A 23052-nucleotide genomic window follows, 5' to 3' on the forward strand; every position below is an offset into this window, starting at 1 on the left:
TGTGTCAGCGTCCGCCGGACACATCGAGAATGGCTGAGGTGACGTAAGAGGCATCGTCCGACATCAGCCAGACGATGGCATTGGCGATTTCCTCGGCGGTGCCGACGCGCTTCATCGGCACCGAATGGGCCAGACGATGGGCCCGATCGGGCTCGCCGCCGGCGGCGTGGATTTCGGTGTCGATCAGGCCCGGGCGGATGCCCGCGACGCGAATGCCTTCGCTGGCGACCTCGTAGCCGAGGCCGACGGTGAAGGAATCGATCGCGCCCTTGGAGGCGGCATAGTCGACATAGGTGTTGGGCGAGCCGAGCTTGGCGGCGACCGACGACAGATTGACGATGACGCCGCCCTTGCCACCGTGCTTGGTCGACATCCGCTTCACCGCCTCGCGTGCGCAGAGGATGGAGCCGGTGACGTTGACGGCCATCACGCGCTGGATGCGCTCAGCCGACATCTCGTCGACGCGCACGCCGCTCTTGCCGACAATACCGCCATTGTTGACGAGCGCGCCGAGCGTGCCGAACTGGTCGGCGGCCTTGAACAGCGCGAGGACATCTTGCTCCTCGGCGACATCGCATTTCACCGCGATCGCCTTGCCGTTCCTGGCTTCGATCGCGGCGACGACTTCATCGGCAGCCTTCTTGTTGCTGGCATAGCCGACGACCACGCGAAAACCGCGCGCCGCCGCTGCAAGCGCAGTGGCGCGGCCGATGCCACGGCTGCCGCCGGTGATGATCGCAACCTTGTCCGTCACGTTCGCCTCCATCCTTGCGCACAGGCCGTCGCCCGTGCAGGCGACGGCACTTTCAAGACTTTGGGTGTCAGAGGTCCAGGACCAGCCGCGCCGGATCTTCCAGGCTCTCCTTGACGCGAACCAGGAAGGTCACGGCTTCCTTGCCGTCGATCACGCGGTGATCGTAGGACAGCGCCAGATACATCATCGGGCGGACCTCGATCTTGCCACCGATCACCATCGGCCGCTCTTGAATCTTGTGCATGCCGAGGATGCCGGACTGCGGCGCGTTCAGGATCGGCGTCGACATCAGCGAGCCGTAGATGCCACCATTCGTGATGGTGAACGTGCCGCCCTGCATCTCCTCGATCTTGAGCTGGCCGTCACGCGCACGGCGGCCGAAATCGGCGATGCCCTTTTCGATATCCGCGATCGACTTCTGGTCGCAATCGCGGACCACGGGAACGACAAGTCCCTTGTCGGTGCCGACGGCGACGCCGATGTGATAGTAGTTCTTGTAGATCAGGTCGGTGCCGTCGATCTCGGCGTTGACCGCCGGGATGTCCTTCAGCGCCTGCACGACCGCCTTGGTGAAGAAGCCCATGAAGCCGAGCTTGGAGCCGTGCTTCTTCTCGAACACATCCTTGTAGTGCGCGCGCAGCGCCATGACGTTGGTCATGTCGACCTCGTTGAAGGTCGTCAGCATCGCAGCGGTGTTCTGCACGTCCTTGAGGCGCCGCGCGATGGTCTGGCGCAGACGGGTCATCTTGACGCGCTCCTCGCGCGCGGCGTCGTCGGCCGGCGACGGGGCACGCACCTGCACGGCCGCGGCCGGCTGGTTGACCGGGGTCGGCGCGGAAGCGGCGCGCTCGATCGCGGCAAGCATGTCGCCCTTGGTGACGCGGCCGTCCTTGCCCGAGCCCGGAACGGTCGAGGCATCGATGCCGGTCTCGGCCGAGAGCTTTCGCACCGATGGGGCGAGCGGCGCATCGGCGGGCGCGGCCTTGGGCGCTGCAGGCGCGGGCGCCGCAGCTGGCGCGGCGGCAGCGGCAGGCTTGGCGGGAGCGGCGGCCGGCTTGGCAGCACCGGCGCCATCGGTGATCTGTCCAAGCAGCGCGCCGACCGCAACCGTCGCACCGTCAGCGGCAATGATCTCGCTGAGCGTGCCGGCCGAGGGCGCCGGCACTTCGATGGTGACCTTGTCGGTCTCGAGCTCCACCAGGGGCTCGTCGACGGCGACGGGATCGCCGGCCTTCTTGAACCAGCGGCCGATGGTGGCCTCGGTGACGGATTCGCCGAGCGTCGGCACACGAATTTCAGTCATGGTCTTTTCCCTAAGATCGCTTGTGCGGTCATGAATTTCATACGTCATTGCCCGCGCAGGCGGGCAATCCAGTACGCCGTGACCTTCGTGATCAGAAGGAACGCCGCGGAGTACTGGATGCCCCGCCTTCGCGGGGCATGACGACGTCTTAAAAACCTATCAGCTCAGTGCTTCGTCCAGGAACGCCTTGAGCTGCGCCTGGTGCTTCGACATCAAGCCCGTCGCCGTCGCGGCGGAGGCGGCGCGGCCAACATAGCGCGGACGCCGGCTTACGCCGTTCACCTGGTTGAGCACCCATTCGAGATAGGGCTCGATGAAGTGCCACGCACCCATGTTGCGCGGCTCCTCCTGGCACCAGATCACTTCGGCCTTCTTGAAACGCGAGAGCTCCGCGACCAGCGCCTTCAGCGGCACCGGATAGAGCTGCTCGACGCGCATCAAATAGATGTCGTCGATGCCACGCTTCTCGCGCTCCTCGTAGAGGTCGTAATAGACCTTGCCCGAGCACAGCACGAGCCGGCGGATCTTCTCGTCGGGCACCAGCTTGGTGGCCTCGTTCGGCAGCATCTGGGCGTCATCATAGAGGATGCGGTGGAACGTCGTGCCCTTGGCGAGTTCGTCGAGCCGCGACACCGCACGCTTGTGCCGCAGCAGCGACTTCGGCGTCATCAGGATCAGGGGCTTGCGGATCTCGCGATGCAGCTGGCGGCGCAGCACGTGGAAGTAGTTCGCCGGCGTGGTCGGATAGACCACCTGCATGTTGTCTTCAGCGCACATCTGCAGGTAGCGCTCGAGGCGCGCCGAGGAGTGCTCCGGTCCCTGCCCCTCATAGCCATGCGGCAGGAGGCAGACGAGACCCGACATGCGCAGCCATTTGCGCTCGCCCGAGGAGATGAACTGGTCGAACAGCACCTGCGCGCCGTTGGCGAAGTCGCCGAACTGCGCCTCCCACAGCGCCAGCGCATTCGGCTCGGCCAGCGAGTAGCCGTATTCGAAGCCGAGCACGGCCTCTTCCGAGAGCAGCGAGTTGATGACCTCGTAATGTCCCTGCTCAACGCCGAGATGGTTGAACGGCGTGTAGCGGCTCTCGTCCTCCTGGTCGATCAGCACCGAATGGCGCTGCGAGAAGGTGCCGCGCTCGCAGTCCTGGCCGGACAGGCGGACATGACGACCTTCCTCCAGCAGCGAGCAGAACGCCAGCGCCTCGCCGGTCGCCCAGTCAATGCCCACGCCGTTGTCGATCGCCTTGGCGCGGTTGTCGAGGAAGCGCTGGATGGTGCGGTGAACGCGGAAGCCGTCGGGCACCTTGGTGATCTTGCGGCCGACGTCCTTGAGGACGGCGATCTCGACGCCGGTGACGCCGCGGCGGGCGTCCTCTTCCTGGTCGGCGATCTTGAAGCCGGCCCATTTGCCGTCGAGCCAGTCGGCCTTGTTCGGCTTGTAGCTGGTGCCGGCCTCGAACTCGGCATCGAGCCGCGCGCGCCAGTCGGCCTTCAGCTTGTCGACCTCGCCTTCGGTGACCACGCCCTCGGCGATCAGGCGCTTGGCGTAGAGCGTCAGCGTCGACGGATGTGCCGCGATGCGCTTGTACATCACCGGTTGGGTGAATGCCGGCTCGTCGCCCTCATTGTGGCCGTAGCGGCGATAGCACCACATGTCGATGACCACCGGCTTGTGGAACTTCTGCCGGAACTCGATCGCGACCTTGGCGGCGAATACCACGGCCTCCGGATCGTCGCCGTTGACGTGGAAGATCGGCGCATCGATCATCTTCGCCACATCAGACGGATAGGGCGAGGAGCGCGAGTAGCGCGGATAGGTGGTGAAGCCGATCTGGTTGTTGACGATGAAATGCAGCGAGCCACCGGTGCGGTAGCCCTTCAGGTCCGAGAGGCTGAAGCATTCCGCAACCACGCCCTGGCCGGCGAACGCCGCGTCGCCATGCATCAGGAGCGGTAGCACCGAGATGCGCATGTCCGGTGGGTCGCCATGCTGATCCTGCTTGGCGCGGACCTTGCCGAGCACCACTGGATCAACGATCTCCAGATGCGAGGGGTTCGCGGTCAGCGACAGGTGGATGCGGTTACTGTCGAACTCGCGATCCGAGGAGGCGCCGAGGTGATATTTGACGTCGCCCGAGCCTTCGACCGCGTCGGGGTTGGCCGAGCCACCCTTGAATTCATGGAACAGCGCGCGGTGCGCCTTGCCCATCACCTGGGTCAGCACGTTGAGGCGGCCGCGATGCGGCATGCCCACCACGATTTCCTTCACGCCGAGATTGCCGCCGCGCTTGATGATTTGCTCGAGCGCGGGGATCAACGCCTCGCCGCCGTCGAGGCCGAAACGCTTGGTGCCGGTGAACTTGGTGTCGCAGAACTTCTCGAAGCCTTCCGCTTCGACCAGCTTCGTCAGGATGGCGCGGCGGCCTTCAGGGGTGAAGGAGATCTCCTTGTCCGGACCTTCGATGCGCTCCTGGATCCAGGCCTTCTGCGCCGCGTTGCTGATGTGCATGAATTCGACGCCGAGCGTCTGGCAGTAGGTGCGCTCGCAGATCGCGACGATCTCGCGCAAATTGCCGTATTCGAGACCAAGCACGTGATCGAGGAAGATCCTGCGGTCGAAGTCGGCCTCGCTGAAGCCGTAGGTGCGCGGATCGAGCTCCTCGCGGTTGCGCGGCGCCTCGATGCCGAGCGGGTCGAGCTTGGCGTGGAAATGACCGCGCATGCGGTAGGCGCGGATCAGCATCAAGGCACGCACCGAATCGCGCGTGGCCTGGAGCACGTCGGCCGAGGAGAGATCGGCTCCCTTGGCCTGCGCCTTGGCGGCGATCTTGGTGCCGACCGCCTTCTCGACCTGGGCCCAGTTGCCGTCGAGCGCCGAGGTCAGCTCGTCCTGGGGTGTCACCGGCCAGTTGTCCCGGGCCCAGGACGGCCCCTCCGCGTTCTTGCGAACGTCGGCCGGCTGATCCTTCAGGCTCTGGAAGAACTCCTGCCACTCGGCGTCGACCGAGGAGGGATCCTTCTCATAGCGGGCGTAGATTTCGTCGATGTAGGTGGCGTTGGTGCCCTGCAAAAAGGATGAGAGGGCAAAGGCTGCGTTCGCGTCCTGGCGAGACATTCTTGACTTCCTGGCGATTTCGGTTCGCGCAAATGAAAACGGCGCCGACACCGATCCTCCGGCAGCGGATCGGCGTGTCAGGCACCGTTTACCCTATCTGTTGCGAACTTTCGCCCGGAAAAGTACCAAGAACTGAACTAGTCTTTCAACTTTTCGGCAAGGGTATGACCGAGCCGCGCCGGGGACGGAGAAACGGTGATACCGGCCGATTTCATCGCTTCCGTCTTGGAACCGGCATCGCCCTTGCCGCCCGAGATGATCGCGCCGGCATGGCCCATGCGGCGGCCGGGAGGAGCGGTAACGCCAGCAATGAAGCCGACCATCGGCTTCTTGCGACCACGCTTTGCCTCGTCCTTGAGGAACTGGGCGGCGTCCTCCTCGGCGGAACCGCCGATCTCGCCGATCATGATGATCGACTCGGTCTTGGGGTCGGCCAGCAGCATTTCCAGCACGTCGATGAATTCGGTGCCCTTGACAGGGTCGCCGCCGATGCCGACCGCGGTGGTCTGACCGAGGCCTTCCTGCGAGGTCTGGAACACGGCTTCATAGGTCAGCGTGCCGGAGCGGGAGACGATGCCGACGCTGCCGGTCTTGAAGATGTTGGCGGGCATGATGCCGATCTTGCATTCGCCGGCGGTCATGACGCCCGGGCAGTTCGGCCCGATCAGGCGCGACTTGGAGCCGGCCAGCGAGCGCTTCACGCGCACCATGTCGATGACCGGAATGCCTTCGGTGATGCAGACGATCAGCGGGATCTCGGCATCGATGGCTTCGCAGATCGCGTCCGCTGCGCCCGGCGGCGGCACGTAGATCACCGACGCATCCGCACCGGTCTTTTCACGCGCCTCGCGCACGGTGTCGAACACCGGCAGGCCCAGATGCGTCGCGCCGCCTTTGCCCGGCGAGGTGCCGCCGACCATCTTGGTGCCGTAGGCAATCGCGGCCTCGGAATGGAAGGTGCCGTTCTTGCCGGTAAAGCCCTGGCAGATGACCTTGGTGTTCTTGTCGATCAGGATGGACATGAGGTCTGCTTTCGCGAACTAACTTTAGTGGATGCGACGATAGACGCCGGTGAGCACGTCGGCCCAGCCTTCCGCGTCCGGCGAGAACTGGATCTTCAACGAATAGGAATTGTCGTCGATGATCTCGTAGACGTGGCGCGCATTGCCGCGCAGCGAGCCGCGCACCAGCGTCAGGGTCTTGCCGACCCAACCGCCCGAGGCGGGCGAGGGCGGCGTGTAGCCGAGCGAGTCGTACCAGAACAATTTGTAGGTCCGGTCGTCGCGGTCGTAGGTGAAGATGCCGTGGGTGGCGAAGATCTCCTTGCCGTCGCGCATCTGGACAGCGTCCTGGATCAGATAGAAGCCGTTGAGATCCATGCGCGCCACGATGCGCGAGGTCGCCGGCCCACCGGCATTCCAGCGCGACGGGTAGACCATCTCCTCGCCATTCCATTCACCGGCGAACGCGGCAAGACGCGCGTGTTCCGGCAGCGGAGATGATTGGGCGAGATGGTCCTGGGGCATGGCCTAGCCTCCCTTGACGGCCTTCACGATCTTCTGCGCGGCGTCATCGAGATTGTCGGCCGGCACGACGTTCAGGCCAGATTCACGGATGATCTTCTTGCCGAGTTCGACATTGGTGCCTTCGAGGCGGACCACCAGCGGGACGCTGAGGCCGACTTCGCGCACCGCGGCGGTGACGCCTTCGGCGATCACGTCACACTTCATGATACCACCGAAGATGTTGACCAGAATGCCCTTCACGTTCGGGTCGGCGGTGATGATCTTGAAGGCGGCGGCAACCTTTTCCTTGCTCGCGCTGCCGCCGACGTCGAGGAAGTTGGCCGGCGCCATGCCGTAGAGCTTGATGATGTCCATGGTCGCCATGGCAAGGCCGGCGCCGTTGACCATGCAGCCGATATTGCCGTCGAGCGTGACGTAGTTGAGATCGTATTTCGAGGCCTCGATCTCCTTGGCGTCCTCTTCGGTCTCGTCGCGCAGCGCCACCACTTCGGGATGACGGAACAGCGCGTTGTCGTCGAACGAGACCTTGGCGTCGAGCACGCGGAGCTGGCCCTGCTTGGTCACGACCAGCGGGTTGATCTCCAGCATCGACATGTCCTTGGCGACGAACGCGGCAAAGAGCTGCGCGGTGAGCTTTTCGGCCTGCTTGGCGAGATCGCCGGACAGGTTCAGCGCCTTGGCGACGGTGCGGCCGTGATGGCCCATGATGCCGGTCGCCGGATCGACCGAGAAGGTAACGATCTTCTCAGGCGTGTTGTGCGCAACGTCCTCGATGTTGACGCCGCCTTCGGTCGACACCACGAAGGAGACGCGCGAGGTCTCGCGGTCGACCAGGATCGAAAGATAGAACTCCTTGTCGATGTCGGAGCCGTCCTCGATGTAGAGGCGGTTGACCTGCTTGCCGGCAGGTCCCGTCTGCACCGTCACGAGCGTTGCGCCGAGCATCTGCTTGGCGAATTCGGCAACTTCAGTGGCCGACTTGGCGATGCGGACGCCGCCCTTCTCGCCGGCTGAGGCTTCCTTGAACTTGCCCTTGCCGCGGCCACCGGCATGGATCTGGCTCTTCACCACCCAGACCGGGCCCGGGAGAGCCTTTGCCGCCGCTTCTGCATCAGCCGCCTTCAGGACCGGAACGCCCTTGGAGATCGGCACGCCGAACTCGTTCAAAAGCGCCTTGGCCTGATACTCGTGGATATTCATCTGGTCGCTCCCTGAACCCGCGCGTGGTGACCTCGGGGGTTCACCTCTAATTCTCTCTGGCATACCATATACCAGAACAACTGCAACCCGGAATCTTTTGGACTCTGGACTGCCGGACCCGAAAACCCTCCCGACGGGGGTTCCGGACATGAAAGCGCCGAGGATCGGGTCCGATCCTCGGCGAGATTTCTTTCCGATCAGCGGCCCAGAAGGTCGGGCGCGATCTTCTTGCAGGCGTCGATCAGGCCGGACACCGCACCGACCGACTTGTCGAAGGCCTCGCGGTCCTTGCCGGCGAGCTCGATCTCGACGACACGCTCGACGCCCTTGGAGCCGATCACGACGGGCACGCCGACATACATGTCCTTCACGGCGTATTCGCCATTGAGGTACGCGGCGCAGGGCAGCACGCGCTTCTTGTCCTTCAGATAGCTCTCGGCCATCGCGATCGCAGACGCCGCCGGCGCATAGAAGGCCGAGCCGGTCTTCAGCAGGTTGACGATCTCGGCGCCGCCATTGCGGGTACGATCGACGATCTCGTCGAGACGCGCCTGCGAGGTCCAGCCCATCTTGACGAGGTCGGGCAGCGGAATGCCGGCGACGGTCGAATACTTCACCAGCGGCACCATGGTGTCGCCGTGGCCGCCGAGCACGAAGGCGGTGACGTCTTCGACGGAGACGTTGAACTCATCGGCCAGGAAGTAGCGGAAGCGCGCCGAATCCAGCACGCCGGCCATGCCGACGACCTTCTTGTGCGGCAGCCCCGAGGCCTTCTGGAGCGCCCAGACCATGGCGTCGAGCGGGTTGGTGATGCAGATGACGAAGGCGTCGGGGGCGTACTTCTTGATGCCGGCACCGACCTGCTCCATGACCTTGAGGTTGATGGAGAGAAGGTCGTCACGGCTCATGCCGGGCTTGCGCGGCACGCCGGCGGTGACGATGCAGACTTTTGCGTTGTCGAGCGCCTCGTAGGAGTTCGCGCCGGTGTAATGCGCGTCAAAACCGTCGACCGGCGAAGACTGCGCGATGTCGAGCGCCTTGCCCTGCGGCACGCCCTCGGCGATGTCGAACATCACCACGTCGCCGAGTTCTTTCAGGCCGATGAGATGAGCCAACGTTCCGCCGATCTGACCGGAGCCAATCAAAGCAATCTTGTCGCGCGCCATGTGAACCTGTCCTTTAGACACGTAAGGAGGGGAAAACTGAGACGGGTGGTTATCCCTTTCGCCTCCCCCGTTCAAGTCGCCGAGTGCTCAATTGTCGAGCTTGCCGAGAATTGGGGCGCGCAACGATAACGCTGTCATTCCGGGGCGCCCGCGCCATCGCGCGGGCGAACCCGGAATCTCGAAGTTGTGGCGCGGGATTCCGGGTTCGCGCTGACGCGCGCCCCGAAATGACGGTGTTGGAAAATAGGACTTAAGTCTCCACCAGGCCCTTGGTAGAGCCGCTGGCGGTGGAATCCTTACGGCCGTGCGGCTGCGCCAGATAGGATTCCGAGCTCATCTCGATCAGGCGCGAGGACGTGCGCTTGAACTCGTTCGCCTCGTTGCCTTCGTTGGCCAGATACAGCGACACCGGATTGGCCTTGGCCGAGGCCATCAGCTTCACGGCATTGTCATAGAGCGTGTCGATCAGCGTGATGAAGCGCTTGGCGGCGTTGCGCTCGGCGAAGTCCATCACTGGAATATGGTCGACCAGGATGGTGTGATAGTCGTGCGCGAGCCGCAGGTAGTCGGATGCGCCGAGCGGCTTCTCGCAGAGATCGGCGAACGAGAACCGGGCCACGCCGTGTGCCGAGCACGGCACGTGCAGGATGCGACCCTTGATCGAAATGTCGCGCGACTTGCATTTGGCATGGCCAGTCATCTTCGCCCAGGCGCGATCGAGCGCGGCATCGGCGTCGGCATCGGCCGGCACGAGCCACATCTTCACGCCCTGAAGTTTTTCCAGCCGGAAGTCGGTGCGCGCATCGAGCCGCAGCACGTCCATGTGATCGTTGATCTGCGCGATGAACGGAAGGAACAGCGCGCGATTGAGCCCGCCCTTGTAGAGATCGTCGGGCGCGACGTTCGACGTCGCGACCACCACCGTGCCGAGCTCGAACAGTTTTGCGAACAGCCTGCCCAGGATCATCGCATCCGCGATGTCGGTGACGTGAAACTCGTCGAAGCAGAGCAGCCAGCTCTCCTCGAAGATCGCATGCGCAGTCAGCGCGATGACATCGCCGTCGGCGATCTCGCCGCGCGCGATGTTCTGGCGATAGCCGTAGATCCGCTCATGCACCTCGGCCATGAATTCGTGGAAATGCGCGCGGCGCTTGTGCGCGACGGAGGAGTGCTGAAAGAACAGATCCATCAGCATGGTCTTGCCGCGCCCGACCTCGCCATAGATGTAGAGCCCGCGCGGCGCATCGTCCTTGTCGCCGCCGCCGAACAGTCGGCCGAGCAGCCCCTGCTTGCGCACGGGCTTGTAGTTTTGAAGCCGCTGATCCAGCGCCGCATAGGCCTCCGCGACCTCGGCCTGCGCCGCATCCGGCTCGATCGCGCCGGAAGAGACCAGCGCCTGGTATTCGCTTCGGAACGATGAATTGGGGGTGGAGAGCATGTCCCCTTACCGCCAGAGACCGGCCGAAAATGCAAGCCGAGAATTGGTGCCAGGGGGTATGCGCTGGTGGGTTACGGCGCCGTTAAGGCGCCGTATTCTGGAATGCCAGCGTCAACGAAGGCTTCCGGCGACGTCGACCGCCTACGCGCACAGGTCGTAGGAATCTTCGACAACATACGGCCCGCCGCCCGTCGACGCGCGCGAGGAGAACAGCACGAAACGCTCGGCCGTGAACACCTTGCTCGGAAAGTAGCCGCGCAGCGAGAGATAATCGGCGACGTCCTGGTCCGAGGCATCGTGCAGCCGCGCCAGCGTGACGTGCGGAATGAATTTGCGCCCTTCCGGATCGAGGCCGATGCGCTGCATCATCCGCTCGAGCTCGGCCTGCAATTCGATCAAGGGCCGGCTCGGCTCGATGGCTGCAACGACCGCGCGTGGCTTGCGGCCGCCGAAGCTCGTGAGCCCCTGCACCTTCACCTCGAAAGGCTTGCGATTGACGCGAAACAGCATCGAGGCGATCTCGTTGGCGGAAATGCCGTCGATGTCGCCAATGAAGCGCAGCGTGACGTGGTAATTTTCGGGATCGATCCAGCGGGCGCCGGGAAGGCCGCCCCGCAAGTTGGAAAGTGTCTGACCGACCTCGGCCGGAATTTCCAGACCAGTAAACAAGCGTGGCATCGTTGAGCACTCCCGATGCTTGGACATGCGCCTTGAAAAAGGCCCATGTCCAAATTAGAGCCGGTGACGAATCACCGGTAACCTGATTCCTATCGCAGTTATGTGACTCTGCGAAGCGTAGCGCTGGCTACTCCGGGAAAACCCTGGGAATTAGGGTTAGTATTGCCTGCTTTTCAACGCCGTTGCCCGCCTATCGTGCCAAGGAATGCCTCGACGGTGGGCATCATGTTCTTGACGATGATGTCGACACCCGCAGCGGTGGGATGAATGCCGTCGGCCTGGTTGAGCTTGGCGTCGGCCGCGACACCGTCGAGGAAGAACGGATACAGCGGCACGTCGAATTTTTTCGCCAGATCCGGATAAATCGAATTGAAGCGCGCGGCATAGTCGGCCCCGTAATTCGGCGGCGCCAGCATGCCGCACAGCATCACGGCAACGCCGCGCGCCTTCAGCCGCGCCACGATGTCGCCGAGCGCGGCGCGCGTGACGTCGGGGTCGAGCCCGCGCAGCGCATCGTTGGCCCCGAGCTCGACGATGACCCCCTCGGTTCCCTCCGGCACCGACCAGTCGAGCCGGTCGCGGCCGCCGGACGAGGTGTCGCCGGACACCCCGGCATTGATCATGTCGACGGCTATACCTTTGTCCTTCAAGGCTTTTTGGAGCCTCATGGGAAATGCGTCCTGACCCTGAAGGCCGAGGCCGGCGCTCAGGGAATCGCCGAGCACGACGAGCTTGACCGGCGATTTGGTCTGCGCGCTGGCGCCGGCAATCCCCGTCATCAAAGCGACCATCAACACGGCTATGTGCATGAACAATCCGTAACGCCTCTCGACCGCGTGCGCGGACTTGCCATATGACCGGACCATGGACAGTCGCATCGAATCCTCTTCGCTGGCCGGCACGTCGCCGGACACCATCTCCATCACCAACGTCAATCTCTCACTGGGCACGGGCGCGGCACGCGTTCACATTCTCAAGGATATCAGCCTTCGGGTCGGCCGTAGTGAAGCGATCGGCCTGATCGGCCCGTCAGGTTCGGGCAAATCCACGCTGCTGATGGTGATGGCGGGGTTGGAGCGTCCTGATAGCGGAGAGGTGGTGGTCAGCGGCACGCCTTTCAATGCCCTCGACGAGGACGCGCTCGCCCGCTTCCGCGGCCGCGAGGTCGGCATCGTCTTCCAATCCTTTCATCTGATCCCGACCATGACGGCGCTGGAGAACGTCGCGGTGCCGCTCGAGCTCGCCGGCAATCCGGATGCGGCCAAGCGCGCCGCGCAGGAGCTGCAATCGGTCGGGCTCGGCGATCGCCTGCATCACTATCCCTCGCAACTCTCGGGCGGCGAGCAGCAGCGTGTCGCGCTCGCCCGCGCGCTGGCGCCGGACCCCGCGATCCTGGTCGCCGACGAGCCCACCGGCAATCTCGACGAAGCGACGGGAAAGCAGATCGTCGATCTCATCTTCGGCAAGCATGCCGAACGCGGCATGACGCTGGTGCTGGTGACCCATGATTCCTCGCTCGCACATCGCTGCGACCGCGTGATCCGCCTGCGCTCCGGGCGCATCGATACGCAGTATTCCCAGCCATGAGCATCGCCGCTGAACCGTTCGCGCCAAAACCGGTCGCGCCAAAACCGTTCGCGCGAAGTGGCGCGGCCGCGCTGTCGCTGCGCTATGCGCTGCGCGAACTACGCGGAGGCCTGCGCGGCTTTTACGTCTTCATCGCCTGCATCGCGCTCGGCGTCATGGCGATTGCCGGTGTCGGCTCGGTCGCGGCGAGTCTCAGCGAGGGCCTCGCGCGCGAGGGCCGCACGCTGCTCGGCGGCGACGTCTCGTTCGTGCTGTTCCAGCGCGAGGCAAAGCCCGAGGAGATCGCTTTCCTGCGTTCGCGCGGCACGGTGTCGGTGGCCGCGACCTTGCGTGGCATGGCGCGCGCGGCCGACGGCAAGCTCGCGCTGGTCGAGATGAAGGCGGTCGACGACAATTATCCGATGCTCGGCCAGTTGACGCTGACGCCGCCTCTGCCGCTGTCCGATCTTCTAGTGGAGCGCGATGGCGCGTTCGGTGCCGCCGCAGATCCGACGCTGCTGGCGCGGCTTTCCCTCAAGAACGGCGACCGCGTCACCATCGGCAACGCGACCTTCCAGATCCGCAGCGCGGTCGAGGCCGAGCCCGACAAGCTCGCCGGCGGCATCGGCTTTGGCCCGCGTTTCCTGATCAGCGAGGAAGCCTTGCGCGCCACCGGCCTGATCCAGCCGGGCAGCCTGGCGCGCTGGGTCTATCGCGTCAAACTGCCTGACAGCGCCAACAGCGAGCGCGCGACCGAGGCCTTCATCAGCGACGCCCGCAACGCGGCGCCGCAGGCCGGCTGGGAGATCCGCAGCCGCTCCAATGCATCGCCGCAGCTCGAGCGCAATATCAGCCGCTTCACCCAGTTCCTGACGCTGGTCGGCCTCGCCGCACTTTTGGTCGGAGGTGTCGGCGTCGCCAATGCCGTGAAGAGCCATATCGACCGCCGGCTCGAGGTCATCGCAGCGTTCAAGGCCGTCGGCGCCACCGGACGCGACGTGTTCGGGATTTATTTCGCGCAGGTCATCCTGCTCGCCGGGATCGGCTCGGTGATCGGGCTCGCCCTCGGCGCAGCGCTCCCCTTCGCCATCGTCGGCCTGTTCGGAAAGCTGTTGCCGCTGCCGGTGATTCCGGCCGTGCATGCCGACGAGCTGGCGCTCTCCCTCGTCTATGGCTTGCTCACCGCGCTCGCCTTCGGCCTGTGGCCGCTCGGGCGCGTCCATGACGTACCAGTGGCCGCGCTGTTTCGCGACACGATCAGCGCCGAATGGCACCGGCCGCGCTGGCGCTATCTCGCCTTCATGGTCGTGGTGGTCGCACTTCTCGTCGCGGTCGTGATCGGGCTGTCCTTCGACAAGCGCATCGCCACGGTATTCGTGCTCTCGTCCGTCGTGGTGTTTGCGGTGCTGCGCGGCATTGCCGGTCTCCTGATGACGATCGCGCGGCGATTGCCGCGCACGCGGCTGCCGATGCTGCGGCTTGCGATCGCCAACATCCACCGTCCGGGCGCGCTGACGCCGTCCGTGGTGCTGTCGCTGGGGCTGGGGCTCGCCGTGCTGGTCACCATCACCCAGATCGACGGCAATCTGCGCCGGCAGTTTCTCGCGGCGCTGCCGGACCGGGCGCCATCCTTCTACTTCATCGACATCCCGAGCGCCCAAGCCGAGCAGTTCGACGGCTATCTGCGCCAGATCGCACCGGGGGCAAGAGTTGAGGACGTGCCGATGCTGCGCGGTCGCATCGTCGCCGCGCGCGGCGTCAAGGCCGAGGAGCTGAAGCCCGCGACCGATGCCGAATGGGTGCTGCAAAGCGACCGCGGCCTGACCTACACCAGCGAGTTGCCGAAGGGCTCCAAGGTGGTCGAGGGCGAATGGTGGAACGCCGACTATTCCGGCCCCCCGCTGGTCTCGATGGAGAAGAAAATCGCCGACGGGCTCGGGCTCAAGCTCGGCGACGAGGTCGTCGTCAACGTGCTCGGCCGCGACATTCCCGCAAAAATCTCCAACCTGCGCAACATCGATTGGCAGGGGCTCGGCATCAATTTCGTTCTGGTGTTCTCGCCCAATGCCTTCAAGGGCGCGCCGCATACCCACATCGCGACGCTGACCGAACAGGGCGGCGATGCGGCCGGCGACGGCAGGATCATCAAGCAGGTCGCCGACGCCTATCCGATGGTGACGAGCGTGCGGGTCCGCGAGGTCATGGAGACGATCGGTTCGGTCGTCACCAATCTCACGCTCGCGATCCGCGGCGCCAGCGCGGTGACGTTGATTTCCGCCATTCTCGTGCTGGGTGGCGCGCTCGCCGCCGGGCATCGCCACCGGGTTTATGACGCCGTCATCCTGAAGACGCTGGGTGCAACGCGACTGCGGCTGCTCGGCGCCTATGCGCTCGAATATCTCCTGATCGGGCTTGCCACCGCAGTGTTCGGCGTCATCGCCGGCAGCATCGCGGCCTGGATGATCGTGACCCGGCTGATGACGCTGAGCTTCGTCTGGCAGGCCGGCAGCGCGGCCGGCGTGGTCGCCTCCGCGCTCGTCGTCACGGTAGGGCTCGGGCTTGCCGGCACGCTGCTGGCGTTGAACCAAAAGCCCGCCACGGTGTTGCGGAATTTGTGACAAATTGAAGCGGGCGGCGGCGCGGTACCCCAATCCCCGGATTTTCAGGGTTAACCACGTCCACACGTCAGACTTGCGCCTCAGACCTGCGCCCATGGCGACATTCAGCCGCGCGTGAACGCTTGCAGCGAATGTGCTAGTTTCCCACATATCGAGTGGGTCCGGATCCCCGATTGTTAGCCAAAATTAATGTCGGCAGGCATCGGTATCCGGGATAGAATTTTGACGACCCGGCGGCATCAACCCTTGTGCCGGCCGGCCAACCAACGGGAATTCGACCATGTCGGACCTAGACCGCAACTATGCTTCTCCTTTCGGCAGGGCCGCCGGGCGTGTCGACGCCGCGACGGTCGATGCCGGCCTGCGCGCATACATGCTGCGCATCTACAATTACATGAGCATCGGCCTGGCCATCACCGGCCTTGCCGCACTCGGTGTCTACATGGCGGCCGTGACCAATGACCCGTCGGGCGCCGCCGCCAAGATCGGCAATGCGTTCCTGACGCCGTTCGGCTACGCGATGTTCGTGAGCCCGCTGAAATGGCTGTTCATCCTGGCGCCGCTTGCCATGGTGTTCGTGATCTCGGCCGGCATCAACCGCCTGGCCCCCTCGACCGCCCAGATCCTGTTCTGGGTGTTCTCGGCGCTGATGGGCATCTCGTTGTCCTCGATCTTCCTGGTGTTCACGCACACCTCGATCGTACGGGTGTTCTTCATCACCGCGGCCACCTTCGGCGCGCTGAGCCTCTACGGCTACACCACCAAGCGTGACATGACCGGGATGGGATCGTTCCTGTTCATGGGCCTGATCGGCATCATCATCGCAAGCCTCGTCAACCTGTTCCTGGCGAGCTCGGCGCTGCAGTTCATCGTGTCGGTGGCCGGCGTGCTGGTGTTCGCGGGCCTCACCGCCTGGGACACCCAGCGGCTGAAGAACGACTACATCTACGGCTACGCGTCGGCCGGCGGTGACATTGCCGAACGCGCGGCGATCACCGGTGCGCTGTCGCTGTATTTGAACTTCATCAACCTGTTCACGCTGCTGCTGCAGCTCCTCGGCCAGCGCGACTAGGCGATCAGCCTGAGGGAACGACAAGAGCCCCGGCCGCAAGGCCGGGTTTTTTGTTTGGCAGTCTCTCCGTCATGCCCCGGGCATCCACGAGCTTTCCGACCGCGAGCAAGAAAGGCCGTGGATGGCCGGGACAAGCCCGGCCATGACGTATGCGGAAACACTCGTTGCCCGTAGCGGGGCCGCTGCTATCCTCGCCTCCCATGTCTGCACTTGAAATCAGGCCCACAACCGAGGCCGACCTTCCCGCCATCACCGCCATTTACGAGCACGCCGTCCGCAAGGGCACGGCGACCTTCGAGCTCGAACCGCCCGACCTTGCCGAGATGACGCGCCGCTACAAGGCGCTGACGGACGGCGGCTACCCCTATTTCGTCGCCATGCTCGATGGCCGCATCGCCGGCTACGCCTATGCCAGCGCCTACCGGCCGCGGCCCGCCTATCGCTTCACGGTCGAGAACTCGATCTATCTCGAGCCCTCGTTCCATCGCCGCGGCATCGGCTCGGCGCTGTTGCATCGGCTGATCGTCGAATGCGAGGCGCGCGGCTTCCGCCAGATGATCGCCGTGATCGGCGATTCCGCCAATGCCGGCTCGATCGGCGTGCACACCCGCGCCGGCTTCAAGATGATCGGCACGCATCCCAGTGTCGGCCTGAAGTTCGGCCGCTGGCTGGATACGGTGATGATGCAGCGCGACCTCGGCGAGGGCGCAACGAGCGTGCCGACGACGTAGGGAACTCTCGTAGGGTGGGCAAAGGCGCTTGCGCCGTGCCCACCATCCATCCACGGAAACAGAAGCGGTGGGCACGCTTCGCTTTGCCCACCCTACGGCACTGAGCTAGTGGTTAAACTACCGCGAGCTTGCGGTCGATCGCCAGCAGCACGCGCTCGAGCTCGTGGCCGCGACGCAGGATCAGACCGGTCGCCGAGATCACGCTGTACATGCCCTGCTTGCGGGCGAGCCGTGGGTCTTTCTCGATGCGATAGAGCGGCACTTCGGAGGCGCGGCGATAGACCGAGAACACGGCGCGGTCTTTCAGGAAGTCGATGGCATAGTCACGCCACTCGCCGTCGGCCACCATGCGGCCGTAGAGGTTGAGGATGCGATGCAATTCGAGCCGGTTGAACGTGACCCGGCCAGGCTGGGAACTCGCAGCGGCGCCTCGCGCCACTGCGCGCTGCTCGCTCGGATCGGCATCCTCCGACATCAGACTCATGGAGCGCCTCCTGTCGCTTCAAATGCATGACCGGCGGCCGCAAAAACCGTCCCGGCACCCCGGATCATGACAGTTGTATGATTGCGCCAACCGGGGCCGGCCGCAAGGGGCACCTACCCGCACGGCTCCAGATCGCATTGCGAATACACCTTCCGGCTGTGGAGCTCGGTCGCGGCATACCGTCACGGGATCGTTAGCAATAATCTTAGTCTCGCCGCTTTTCCGCCCAGCGCCTGCCGCCCTGCACTGCGAAAAGATTCGTGTGCGTTGGCCCGGTCCTTTCGGTTCCGGATTCCTCAGCCCCCAGCCCCCCGGGGTCGTCGGGATCGGGCCTGTTCGCACGAAGGAGGACCAACGCGAGTTGGTCCTTTTTTGTTTGTGTGGGGATGTTTCTGCCGACGCACTTCTCCCCGCCGAAGATTCGCTAAGGAGCCTGCGCAGCTAGCGTCTCGAAGGATCGAGCCCGAGTTGCCCGAGCGTGGGCCTGCAGGTTCTCGCCGCGATGCTAAGCATCGTCCGCTAGACGGCGCTGCGCGCCTCCTCACCATGAGGATCGAGAGCGGATATGTATCTGGTAGGGATGAGAGACTTTAATCCAGCGATCAATGCAGCGACGTGTACGCTGCGCCCAGCATCGGGCCCGGCTTCTCGCGGCTGCCATCCTGGACATAGACGACCGCGCCATCGACGCCGTCACGCGTGAGGTTCTCCAGCGGCACGGTCCAGCTTTCCGGAGTGCCGTTCCAGTCACCGACCTTCAGCAGGTTGCGCACCACGTTGTGGTAAGTGATCTGCTGCCCGCGATTTTCGCCGCGGCCGATCGAGATCGGCACCGCCTTGGTGATCGAGCAGATCCAGACCTCGCCATGCGAGACCACTGCCTCCTTGCTCGCCGCCACTGAGACGTTGAGCTGCTTGCCTGCGAGCGACATCGACACCGGCACGCTCATCACCGTGTCGGCCTTGCTGGTCTTTGCGATCGCGCTTTCGATGCCGGCGCGGTCGCTGCCGATGACATGCGCCGAGCCGTTGACCACCACCTGGGGCGTGTAGACCTCGCGGTCGCCGCGCATCCGCGAATAGGCGCGCTGCCGCGCCGAGAACCGTGAATCCGCCAGCGTGTCCTTCCAGCCGAGATAATCCCAGTAGTCGATCGGCATGCTCAGCGCGATGATCGAGGGATCGTTGGAAAGCTCGCCGATAATCTTGTCGGCGGGCGGACAGGACGAGCAGCCCTGCGAGGTGAAGAGCTCGACGACCGCGCGGGGATCGGCGTGGGCAGGACGGATGACCGCGATGATTGCGCAGACACCAAGTGCACTTGACCAGATCGCACCTGACCAGATCGCACCGGACCATCGCGAAATCAGATTAGAGGCCATCATTGTCATGTTGAACGCCGCACACCTTGGCTGATGTCGAGGGGAAAACTTATCGCCGATTGGTCACCGTAGTCTTACGGACAAATCCTGCGCGTGCAGTGCGCTCCGCATCATCCGAGACGAAGATCTTTCGCCGGACGAGCCCATCTGGAACATACCGCAAACGAACAAAGGCGGCCCTTGATAGGCCGCCTTCGCTTAACGTTCTACTCACTTCGCAGTGAGCCATCGTTCACAAGTCCGCGCTTACGCCGCGAGTTTGCGCAGCACATAGTGCAGGATACCGCCGTTGCGATAGTAGTCGAGTTCGTCCAGCGTATCGATGCGGCAGAGCAGCGAAACGCGCTGCAGCGAGCCGTCGGCCGAGACGATCTCGGCGGTCAGCTTCTGGCGCGGCTTGAGCTCGCCGACGAGGCCGCGCAGCGTGACCTTCTCGTCGCCCTTCAGACCAAGCGACTGCCAGGAAGTGCCTTCCTCGAAGGTCAGCGGCAGCACGCCCATCCCGACCAGGTTGGAGCGATGGATACGCTCGAAGCTCTGGCAGACCACGGCGCGAACACCGAGCAGACGCGTGCCCTTCGCCGCCCAGTCGCGCGAGGAGCCGTTGCCGTACTCGGCGCCGGCGAACACGACCAGCGGCACGTTCTCCTGCTGATACTTCATCGCGGCGTCATAGATCGACATCTGCTCGCCGTCGGGCCAGTGCTTGGTGAGACCGCCTTCCGGAATGTTGCCGTCGGCGCCCTTGAGCATGAAGTTCTTGATGCGAATGTTGGCGAAGGTGCCGCGCATCATCACTTCATGATTGCCGCGCCGCGTGCCGTACTGGTTGAAGTCGGCGGGGCGCACCTGGTGTTCGCTGAGATACTTGCCGGCCGGAGAGGTCAGCTTGATCGAGCCTGCCGGGGAGATGTGGTCGGTGGTGATCTTGTCGCCGAACATGGCGAGGATGCGCGCCTCGACGATATCGGTGACCGGCTCCGGCTCCTTCTTCATGCCTTCGAAGTAGGGCGGGTTCTGGACATAGGTCGAGCTCATGTTCCAGCGATAGGTCTCGCTCTCGACCGTCTTTATCTTGCGCCAGTTGGTGTCGCCCATGAACACGTCGGCATACTTCTTCTTGAAGATCGACGCGGTCACGAATTTCTTCATGAAGGCGTTGATCTCCTTCGTCGTCGGCCAGATGTCCTTGAGGTACACCGGCTTGCCGTCCTTGCCTTCGCCGAGCGGCTCGGTGGCGAGGTTCTTCGTCACGCTGCCCGCGAGCGCGTGGGCGACGACCAGCGGCGGCGAGGCGAGATAGTTCGCCTGCACGTCCGGCGAGACGCGGCCTTCGAAGTTGCGGTTGCCGGAGAGCACGGCGGCCGCGACGATGCCGTTGTCGTTGATCGACTTCGAGATCTCTTCCGGCAGCGGACCGGAATTGCCGATACAGGTGGTGCAGCCGAAGCCGACCAGGTTGAAGCCGACCTTGTCGAGATCGGCCTGCAGGCCCGAATTGGCGAGATATTCGGCGACGACCTGGCTGCCCGGCGCGAGCGAGGTCTTCACCCAGGGTTTTGCCTTTAGCCCCTTCTTGGCCGCATTGCGTGCCAGCAGACCCGCGCCGATCAGCACGCTCGGATTTGAGGTGTTGGTGCAGGAGGTGATCGCCGCGATCACGACGTCGCCATGACCGAGCTCGAAGTTCTTGCCCTCGACCGCGTAGCGCTTCTCGGCGTCATCGCCCTTCTTGTACTCGTTGGCCATCGCCAGCGAGAAGCCTTCCGACACGGAGGGCAGCGCGATGCGGCCTTCGGGACGCTTCGGTCCGGCCATTGAGGGGACGACGTCGCCGAGATCGAGCGTCAGCGTCTCCGTGAACACCGGATCCGCCGACTTGGCGGTCCGGAACAGGCCCTGCGCCTTGGCATAGGCCTGCACCAGCGCAACACGCGGTGCCGCGCGGCCCGAGGTCTTGAGGTAATCGATCGCGGCGGCATCGACCGGGAAGAAGCCGCAGGTCGCGCCGTATTCGGGCGCCATGTTGCCGATCGTGGCCTTGTCCGCGACCGAGAGGTTATCGAGACCGGGACCGAAGAATTCGACGAACTTGCCGACGACGCCGAGCTTGCGCAGCATCTGCGTAACCGTCAGCACGAGATCGGTCGCGGTGACGCCTTCCTTCAGCGAGCCTTTCAGCTTGAAGCCGACCACGTTCGGCAGCAGCATCGACAGCGGCTGGCCGAGCATGCAGGCTTCCGCCTCGATGCCGCCGACGCCCCAGCCGAGCACGGCGAGGCCGTTGACCATGGTGGTGTGGGAATCGGTGCCGACCAGCGAATCGGGATAGGCGACCTCGAACGTGCCGGTCTTCTTGCCGACCGTCATCTTCTCCTTCTTGGTCCAGACGGTCTGGGCCAGATATTCGAGATTGACCTGGTGGCAGATGCCGGTGCCGGGCGGGACGACGGAGAAATTCGAGAACGCCTTCTGGCCCCACTTCAGGAACTCGTAACGCTCCTGATTCTGCTTGTATTCCTCGGTGACGTTCTTGGCGAAAGCCTTGTTGTCGCCGAAGAAGTTCACGATGACCGAATGGTCGATGACGAGATCGACCGGCACCAGCGGATTGATCTTCTCGGCATCGCCGCCGAGCTTCTGCATCGCGTTGCGCATCGCGGCGAGGTCGACCACGGCCGGAACGCCGGTGAAGTCTTGCATCAAGACGCGCGCCGGGCGGAAGGCGATCTCATGCTCCAGCGACTTCTTGCGCAGCCATTTGGACACCGCGACGATGTCCTCTTTCTTGACCGAACGGCCATCCTCGTTACGCAGCAGGTTCTCGAGCAGGACCTTCATCGAATAGGGGAGCTTCGAAATCCCCTTCAGACCATTCTTCTCGGCGGTCGGCAGGCTGTAATAGACATAGGTCTTGGCGCCGACCTTGAGGGTCTTTTTGCATTTGAAGCTGTCGAGCGAGGTCATGTAGGAAATCCCAATTGTTAGTTATACCCGGCACAGGGTACTTTAACACCGTCAGCAAATCCGGCTGGGTCGCTTGCAGGAGCGAGTGGAGTGCTGCATCAAGTTCCGGGCTTATAGAAGCTTTCTAACCGCACCGCCACAAGGACGATCGTGCCGCGGCAATCCGGGAGCCACAAATTCTGATGCGCTACCCCAAGATTTTCTGAAGGTGGGCTCTTCTTGAAGATATCGGTGGGGGCCCGCTCGAGAGCGTGGATGTAAGAGGCGACATGCAGCTCTCAGGGCGTGGCATCAGATGCGTGCGGGGTGGCCGCGAGGTGTTTGCCGACCTCGATTTTGTGGTCACCTCTGGCGAGGCGCTCGCGGTCGTGGGACGCAACGGCTCCGGCAAGACCTCGCTGCTGCGGCTGATCGCGGGGCTGCTGGTTCCGGCCGGGGGCAAGATCGAGCTTTCCGGCGGCGATGCCGAGCTGAGCTTGGCCGAGCAATGCCACTATCTGGGCCACCGCGATGCGCTGAAGCCGGCGCTTAGCGTGGCGGAAAACCTCTCATTTTGGGCCGATTTTCTGGGCGGCGAGCGCTTCGACGGCACCGAAAGCCTGTCGACGGTCGGCCTCGACCACGCCACCCATCTGCCGGCCGCTTTCCTCTCCGCCGGCCAGCGCCGCCGCCTGTCGCTCGCCCGCCTGCTGACGGTCCGCCGCCCGGTCTGGCTGCTGGACGAACCGACCACCGCGCTCGACGTCGCCGGCCAGGACATGTTCTGCGGGTTGATGCGACAGCACCTCGAGCGCGGGGGAATGATCATCGCCGCCACCCACATGCCGCTGGGGATCGACACGCAGGAGCTGCGGATCGGGGGTGCGGCGTGAGATTCGACCAGCCTCAGCTTTCCTGCTCGCGCTCCGACTGCTTCCTGTCTTCTTCGAGGCCGGGCTCCACTCTCTCCGTTGCCTCCCCCCTTGCGGGGGAGGGTCAGGGAGGGGGGTGCCGCACGGCAGGGCGTTTCGGTTCTGGTGTTGGGGAGGCAGGGACCCTGCTGCTGGCGGT

General features: G+C 64.1%; 18 protein-coding genes. 5 read left to right on the forward strand and 13 right to left on the reverse strand.

Annotated features, from left to right (window positions below; genetic code table 11):
- Positions 1 to 4 precede the first annotated feature (4 nt).
- The 10 genes from SO156_RS34680 to SO156_RS34725 form a co-directional block, all read right to left on the reverse strand.
- Entirely contained in the window at positions 5 to 766 is a 762-nt protein-coding gene (locus SO156_RS34680; RefSeq protein WP_458149018.1) for an SDR family oxidoreductase, read from the reverse strand.
- Between the two features lie 55 nt (positions 767 to 821).
- The gene (gene odhB / locus SO156_RS34685; protein WP_498537908.1) at positions 822 to 2057 is read right to left on the reverse strand and encodes a 2-oxoglutarate dehydrogenase complex dihydrolipoyllysine-residue succinyltransferase; all 1236 of its coding nucleotides are present in this window, start codon (positions 2055 to 2057) and stop codon (positions 822 to 824) included.
- A 159-nt stretch (positions 2058 to 2216) separates the two neighbouring features.
- Entirely contained in the window at positions 2217 to 5174 is a 2958-nt protein-coding gene (locus tag SO156_RS34690; protein ID WP_458149016.1) for a 2-oxoglutarate dehydrogenase E1 component, read from the reverse strand.
- 137 nt (positions 5175 to 5311) lie between these two features.
- Positions 5312 to 6196, reverse strand: coding sequence for a succinate--CoA ligase subunit alpha (gene sucD / locus SO156_RS34695; protein ID WP_498537909.1), 885 nt, complete (start codon positions 6194 to 6196; stop codon positions 5312 to 5314).
- A gap of 24 nt (positions 6197 to 6220) precedes the next feature.
- Positions 6221 to 6700: a DUF1579 family protein gene (locus SO156_RS34700; RefSeq protein ID WP_458149015.1), complete on the reverse strand. Its 480-nt coding sequence runs from the start codon at positions 6698 to 6700 to the stop codon at positions 6221 to 6223.
- 3 nt (positions 6701 to 6703) lie between these two features.
- The gene (gene sucC / locus SO156_RS34705) at positions 6704 to 7900 is read right to left on the reverse strand and encodes an ADP-forming succinate--CoA ligase subunit beta (RefSeq protein ID WP_498537910.1); all 1197 of its coding nucleotides are present in this window, start codon (positions 7898 to 7900) and stop codon (positions 6704 to 6706) included.
- 197 nt (positions 7901 to 8097) lie between these two features.
- A complete protein-coding gene (mdh, locus tag SO156_RS34710; protein ID WP_458149013.1) occupies positions 8098 to 9066 on the reverse strand; it encodes a malate dehydrogenase in 969 nt (322 codons plus the stop codon).
- 250 nt (positions 9067 to 9316) lie between these two features.
- Entirely contained in the window at positions 9317 to 10504 is a 1188-nt protein-coding gene (gene zapE / locus SO156_RS34715) for a cell division protein ZapE (RefSeq protein WP_498537911.1), read from the reverse strand.
- A gap of 141 nt (positions 10505 to 10645) precedes the next feature.
- Positions 10646 to 11182, reverse strand: coding sequence for an RNA 2',3'-cyclic phosphodiesterase (gene thpR / locus SO156_RS34720; protein ID WP_498537912.1), 537 nt, complete (start codon positions 11180 to 11182; stop codon positions 10646 to 10648).
- A gap of 173 nt (positions 11183 to 11355) precedes the next feature.
- Complete coding sequence (locus tag SO156_RS34725) at positions 11356 to 11991, reverse strand: arylesterase (protein ID WP_498537913.1); 636 nt, start codon at positions 11989 to 11991, stop codon at positions 11356 to 11358.
- 55 nt (positions 11992 to 12046) lie between these two features.
- Here SO156_RS34725 and SO156_RS34730 point away from each other — a divergent pair, with 55 nt between their 5' ends.
- The 4 genes from SO156_RS34730 to SO156_RS34745 all read left to right on the forward strand — a co-directional run bounded on the left by SO156_RS34730 (position 12047) and on the right by SO156_RS34745 (position 17169).
- Positions 12047 to 12769 carry an ABC transporter ATP-binding protein gene (locus tag SO156_RS34730; protein WP_458149010.1) on the forward strand — a complete coding sequence of 241 codons (723 nt, stop codon included), beginning with the start codon at positions 12047 to 12049 and terminating at the stop codon, positions 12767 to 12769.
- Positions 12766 to 15366, forward strand: coding sequence for an ABC transporter permease (locus SO156_RS34735; RefSeq protein WP_498537914.1), 2601 nt, complete (start codon positions 12766 to 12768; stop codon positions 15364 to 15366). Before SO156_RS34730 ends, SO156_RS34735 begins: the two co-directional genes overlap by 4 nt.
- 280 nt (positions 15367 to 15646) lie before the next feature.
- Positions 15647 to 16438 (forward strand): Bax inhibitor-1/YccA family protein, encoded by a 792-nt coding sequence (locus tag SO156_RS34740; RefSeq protein ID WP_458149008.1) that lies wholly within the window; start codon positions 15647 to 15649, stop codon positions 16436 to 16438.
- 200 nt (positions 16439 to 16638) lie between these two features.
- Positions 16639 to 17169, forward strand: coding sequence for a GNAT family N-acetyltransferase (locus SO156_RS34745; protein ID WP_498537915.1), 531 nt, complete (start codon positions 16639 to 16641; stop codon positions 17167 to 17169).
- Positions 17170 to 17281: 112 nt separating this feature from the next.
- On the opposite strand, the gene SO156_RS34750 is transcribed toward SO156_RS34745, so the two are convergent.
- From SO156_RS34750 to acnA, 3 genes are all read right to left on the reverse strand, one after another.
- Entirely contained in the window at positions 17282 to 17653 is a 372-nt protein-coding gene (locus SO156_RS34750; protein ID WP_458149006.1) for a DUF2794 domain-containing protein, read from the reverse strand.
- A gap of 602 nt (positions 17654 to 18255) precedes the next feature.
- Entirely contained in the window at positions 18256 to 19044 is a 789-nt protein-coding gene (locus SO156_RS34755; protein WP_498537916.1) for a DUF1223 domain-containing protein, read from the reverse strand.
- 237 nt (positions 19045 to 19281) lie between these two features.
- Complete coding sequence (gene acnA / locus SO156_RS34760; protein ID WP_498537917.1) at positions 19282 to 22002, reverse strand: aconitate hydratase AcnA; 2721 nt, start codon at positions 22000 to 22002, stop codon at positions 19282 to 19284.
- 269 nt (positions 22003 to 22271) lie between these two features.
- Here acnA and ccmA point away from each other — a divergent pair, with 269 nt between their 5' ends.
- Positions 22272 to 22874: a heme ABC exporter ATP-binding protein CcmA gene (gene ccmA / locus SO156_RS34765; RefSeq protein WP_498537918.1), complete on the forward strand. Its 603-nt coding sequence runs from the start codon at positions 22272 to 22274 to the stop codon at positions 22872 to 22874.
- Positions 22875 to 23052 lie beyond the last annotated feature (178 nt).

It is taken from the genome of Bradyrhizobium sp. UFLA05-125, assembly GCF_059803515.1.

What these genes read in the sequence shown, in the direction of transcription:
- thpR (WP_498537912.1), bottom strand. Translation starts at nt 11,182, where the DNA reads ATGCCACGCTTGTTTACTGGTCTGGAAATTCCGGCCGAGGTCGGTCAG.
- SO156_RS34745 (WP_498537915.1), top strand. Translation starts at nt 16,639, where the DNA reads ATGTCTGCACTTGAAATCAGGCCCACAACCGAGGCCGACCTTCCCGCC.
- SO156_RS34725 (WP_498537913.1), bottom strand. Translation starts at nt 11,991, where the DNA reads ATGCACATAGCCGTGTTGATGGTCGCTTTGATGACGGGGATTGCCGGC.
- SO156_RS34755 (WP_498537916.1), bottom strand. Translation starts at nt 19,044, where the DNA reads ATGACAATGATGGCCTCTAATCTGATTTCGCGATGGTCCGGTGCGATC.
- SO156_RS34680 (WP_458149018.1), bottom strand. Translation starts at nt 766, where the DNA reads ATGGAGGCGAACGTGACGGACAAGGTTGCGATCATCACCGGCGGCAGC.
- SO156_RS34750 (WP_458149006.1), bottom strand. Translation starts at nt 17,653, where the DNA reads ATGAGTCTGATGTCGGAGGATGCCGATCCGAGCGAGCAGCGCGCAGTG.
- SO156_RS34730 (WP_458149010.1), top strand. Translation starts at nt 12,047, where the DNA reads ATGGACAGTCGCATCGAATCCTCTTCGCTGGCCGGCACGTCGCCGGAC.
- zapE (WP_498537911.1), bottom strand. Translation starts at nt 10,504, where the DNA reads ATGCTCTCCACCCCCAATTCATCGTTCCGAAGCGAATACCAGGCGCTG.
- acnA (WP_498537917.1), bottom strand. Translation starts at nt 22,002, where the DNA reads ATGACCTCGCTCGACAGCTTCAAATGCAAAAAGACCCTCAAGGTCGGC.
- mdh (WP_458149013.1), bottom strand. Translation starts at nt 9,066, where the DNA reads ATGGCGCGCGACAAGATTGCTTTGATTGGCTCCGGTCAGATCGGCGGA.
- sucC (WP_498537910.1), bottom strand. Translation starts at nt 7,900, where the DNA reads ATGAATATCCACGAGTATCAGGCCAAGGCGCTTTTGAACGAGTTCGGC.
- SO156_RS34700 (WP_458149015.1), bottom strand. Translation starts at nt 6,700, where the DNA reads ATGCCCCAGGACCATCTCGCCCAATCATCTCCGCTGCCGGAACACGCG.
- SO156_RS34740 (WP_458149008.1), top strand. Translation starts at nt 15,647, where the DNA reads ATGTCGGACCTAGACCGCAACTATGCTTCTCCTTTCGGCAGGGCCGCC.
- SO156_RS34690 (WP_458149016.1), bottom strand. Translation starts at nt 5,174, where the DNA reads ATGTCTCGCCAGGACGCGAACGCAGCCTTTGCCCTCTCATCCTTTTTG.
- ccmA (WP_498537918.1), top strand. Translation starts at nt 22,272, where the DNA reads ATGCAGCTCTCAGGGCGTGGCATCAGATGCGTGCGGGGTGGCCGCGAG.
- odhB (WP_498537908.1), bottom strand. Translation starts at nt 2,057, where the DNA reads ATGACTGAAATTCGTGTGCCGACGCTCGGCGAATCCGTCACCGAGGCC.
- SO156_RS34735 (WP_498537914.1), top strand. Translation starts at nt 12,766, where the DNA reads ATGAGCATCGCCGCTGAACCGTTCGCGCCAAAACCGGTCGCGCCAAAA.
- sucD (WP_498537909.1), bottom strand. Translation starts at nt 6,196, where the DNA reads ATGTCCATCCTGATCGACAAGAACACCAAGGTCATCTGCCAGGGCTTT.